General features: G+C 60.2%; 6 protein-coding genes. 5 read left to right on the forward strand and 1 reads right to left on the reverse strand.

The window, feature by feature from the left end; genetic code table 11:
- On the forward strand, positions 1-639 hold a 639-nt coding region (locus Q0K43_RS10825; protein WP_297290536.1), incomplete at its 5' end, for an ATP-binding cassette domain-containing protein.
- 6 nt (positions 640-645) lie between these two features.
- Here the strand turns inward: Q0K43_RS10825 and Q0K43_RS10830 are convergent.
- The gene (locus tag Q0K43_RS10830) at positions 646-891 is read right to left on the reverse strand and encodes a hypothetical protein (RefSeq protein WP_297290537.1); all 246 of its coding nucleotides are present in this window, start codon (positions 889-891) and stop codon (positions 646-648) included.
- A gap of 75 nt (positions 892-966) precedes the next feature.
- Here Q0K43_RS10830 and Q0K43_RS10835 point away from each other — a divergent pair, with 75 nt between their 5' ends.
- The 4 genes from Q0K43_RS10835 to Q0K43_RS10850 form a co-directional block, all read left to right on the forward strand.
- A complete protein-coding gene (locus Q0K43_RS10835; protein ID WP_297290538.1) occupies positions 967-1,173 on the forward strand; it encodes a helix-turn-helix domain-containing protein in 207 nt (68 codons plus the stop codon).
- 110 nt (positions 1,174-1,283) lie between these two features.
- Positions 1,284-1,487, forward strand: coding sequence for a helix-turn-helix domain-containing protein (locus Q0K43_RS10840; RefSeq protein ID WP_297290539.1), 204 nt, complete (start codon positions 1,284-1,286; stop codon positions 1,485-1,487).
- Between the two features lie 158 nt (positions 1,488-1,645).
- Positions 1,646-2,464 carry a hypothetical protein gene (locus tag Q0K43_RS10845; protein WP_297290540.1) on the forward strand — a complete coding sequence of 273 codons (819 nt, stop codon included), beginning with the start codon at positions 1,646-1,648 and terminating at the stop codon, positions 2,462-2,464.
- Positions 2,457-2,928: class I tRNA ligase family protein (locus tag Q0K43_RS10850; RefSeq protein WP_297290541.1), on the forward strand; the 472-nt coding region annotated here is incomplete at its 3' end. The genes Q0K43_RS10845 and Q0K43_RS10850, both read left to right, overlap by 8 nt.

The raw sequence follows: 2,928 nt of genomic DNA on the forward strand, positions 1-2,928 counted from the left end.
CTCTTCGTCACCGACGTGTCCAAGACCATCGACGGGGTGAAGGTGCTGGACAAGGTGTCCTTCATCGTGGGCCACGGCGACAAGATCGCCTTCGTGGGCGACAACGAGAACGCCCAGACCGCCCTCTTCAAGATCCTCACCGGCGAGATGGAGCCCGACGAGGGTACCGTCAAGTGGGGCCAGACTGCCACCTTCTCCTACTTCCCCAAGGACAACACCGAGTTCTTCAAGGACTGCGACGACAACCTGGTGGAGTGGCTGCGCCAGTGGTCCTCCGACCCCCACGAGGCCTATCTGCGGGGCTTTTTGGGCCGGATGCTCTTCTCCGGCGACGAGGTGTATAAGCCCGTCAAGGTCCTCTCCGGCGGCGAGAAGGTGCGCTGTATGCTCTCCCGCATGATGCTCTCCGGCGCCAACGTGCTGCTGCTGGACCAGCCCACCAACCACCTGGACCTGGAGTCCATCGCCGCTCTGAACAACGGCCTGGAGGCCGTCAAGTGCAACGTGCTGGTGGCCTCCCATGACCATCAGCTCATCCAGACCGTGTGTAACCGGGTGTTCGACTTCACCGCCGACGGCCAGCTCGTCGACCGCAAGATGACCTACGACGAGTACCTGGAGAGCCAGAAGACGGAGTAAGAGACTCTATTTCTCCCGGCAGAGTTCCAGGGCCAGGCGGCCCCCCAGCCGGAACCCCCGGTCAAAGGCCTCCGCCAGCTCCAGCTCGTTGGCCCGGGCCTGCTTCTCCCAGAATTCGTTGGCGAAATCCAGCCCAAAGGCAGCTTTTGCCCGCTCATAGTAGGGCTCCAGGGCCGCTGCCGCCGCCCGCTGCTCCACCGTCATGGCGTCCGGCGCGGTAAGCAGCCGCAGGTTTTCCAGGAAGAGGTTCATATGGCAGACCTCCAATATGATCGATATGAGCATATTATATACGCTCGAAATGAGCGTGTCAAGGGGTGATCATTGATGTCCGCGTTTGCCGCCTGTCTGCGTTCCATCCGGCAGGAGAGGGGCCACAAACAGCGTGAAGTGGCCGAGTATCTGGGGATCCAGCTGCGGTCTTATCAGGCCTATGAAGGTGGGACCCGAGAGCCGTCCATTGATGTGCTGATCGCCCTGGCCGACTATTTCCAGGTTACCCTGGATCAGCTGGTGGGCCGGAATAGGCCGTAGGGACCCCGCCGCAGGTTTTCCAGGATCATGCCACATCTCTCCTTACGGTGTTTTTGTTCGTATTATATACGAATAAAAACACCGTGTCAAGAAGCGGAGGAGGATTTATTATGGAGTTTTCTCAATGCCTGCGGGAGATCCGTAAGGCGAGCGGTAAAAAGCAGCGGGAAGTTGCGGAATTTTTAGAGGTTAATATCCGCACCTATCAGCTGTATGAGGAGGGGAAAAATGAACCCTCCATCAAAAAATTGATCGCCCTGGCCGACTACTTCCAGGTTACCCTGGACCAGCTGGTGGGCCGGACGAGTTTGTAGAGACGGGCTGGAATGCGGGCCCGCCCCCCGGTGGAAAAGAAATCCGTGCCTTTGCTGTAAAACTGTGCTATAATAATGTCTGCTGACTAAACCGAAAATCGGTTTAGTCACGCGGCGGTAGCCTATCTTTATGATTTCATCCGGAAAGGATGCTGACCATGCGAAAAGAGATCCTTTTGCCCGCCATCGCGGTGGTGGGCGGCGGAGCCGGCTTTGCCCTGCGGCGCTGGGAGCTGGCCACCGCCTTTGAGCCGGACACCGGCCTGCCCATTGCCGGCGCGCCCGCCACAATGGCCCTCATCGCCCTGTCGGTGGCGGTGGCGGCGGTGCTGCTGGCCCTCAGCCTGCTGGGGAAGTATCCCCGGTTTCAGGGTTACGACCAGGCGTTCCGGGGTGAACGCAATACCCTGTACGCTATGGCGGGGGTACTCTCCGCCTTCCTGCTCATCGGCGCGGGGGGGCTGATCGCCTATGAGTTTGTCCAGGGGATCAACCAGCTCTACACCCGCCTGATTGTGGCGGTGATGGCGGTGGCCTCCGGCGTGTGCGTGCTGTCCACGGTGCGCAACAGTTTCAGGGCCGAAAACAAGGGCAAGTACAGCGTGCCTCTGCTGGTCCCGGCCTTCGCCTTCTGCGTGTGGCTCATCGCCGCCTACCAGGTGCGGGCGGGGGACCCGGTGCAGCTGGACTATGTGTTTGAACTCTTCGGCATTATCGCAAGCCTGCTGGGCCTGTATTTCATTGCCGGATTCTCCTTTGACAAGGGCAAGTGCGGCCCCGCGGTGTTCTTCTCCCTGCTGGGGGTGTATTTCTCCCTTGTCACCCTGGCCGACGGCCATGATCTGGCCTCCATGCTCCTCTATGGGTTTGCCATCCTCTACCTGCTGGCCTCCAGCGCCTTGCTGCTGTACAACGCCGCCCGGCCTCTGCCTGAAGAGCCGGTCGAGAACGATACGGAGGGATCCTCTGATGTCTGAGAACAAGAAGTTTTATATCACCACCCCCATCTACTACCCCTCGGACAAGCTCCACATCGGCCACGCCTACTGCACCGTGGCCACCGATGCGATGGCCCGCTATAAGCGCCTCACCGGCTGCGAGGTGATGTTCCTCACCGGTACCGACGAGCATGGCCAGAAGATCGAGGACAAGGCCAAAGCCGCCGGGGTCACCCCCCAGCAGTATGTGGACAACATTGTGGACGGGCCCCGGGGCGTCCGGGATCTGTGGAAGCTGATGAATATCTCCAACGACCGCTTCATCCGCACCACCGACGACTACCATGTGGCCGCCATCCAGAAGATTTTCAAGGCCATGTACGACAAGGGCGACATCTACAAGGGCACCTACCAGGGCAAGTACTGCAAGGACTGCGAGGCCTTCTGGACCGAGACCCAGCTGGTCGACGGCAAGTGCCCCGACTGCGGTCGTCCCGTGCAGG

Source organism: uncultured Flavonifractor sp. (assembly GCF_944383115.1).
Lineage (GTDB): Bacteria > Bacillota > Clostridia > Oscillospirales > Oscillospiraceae > Flavonifractor.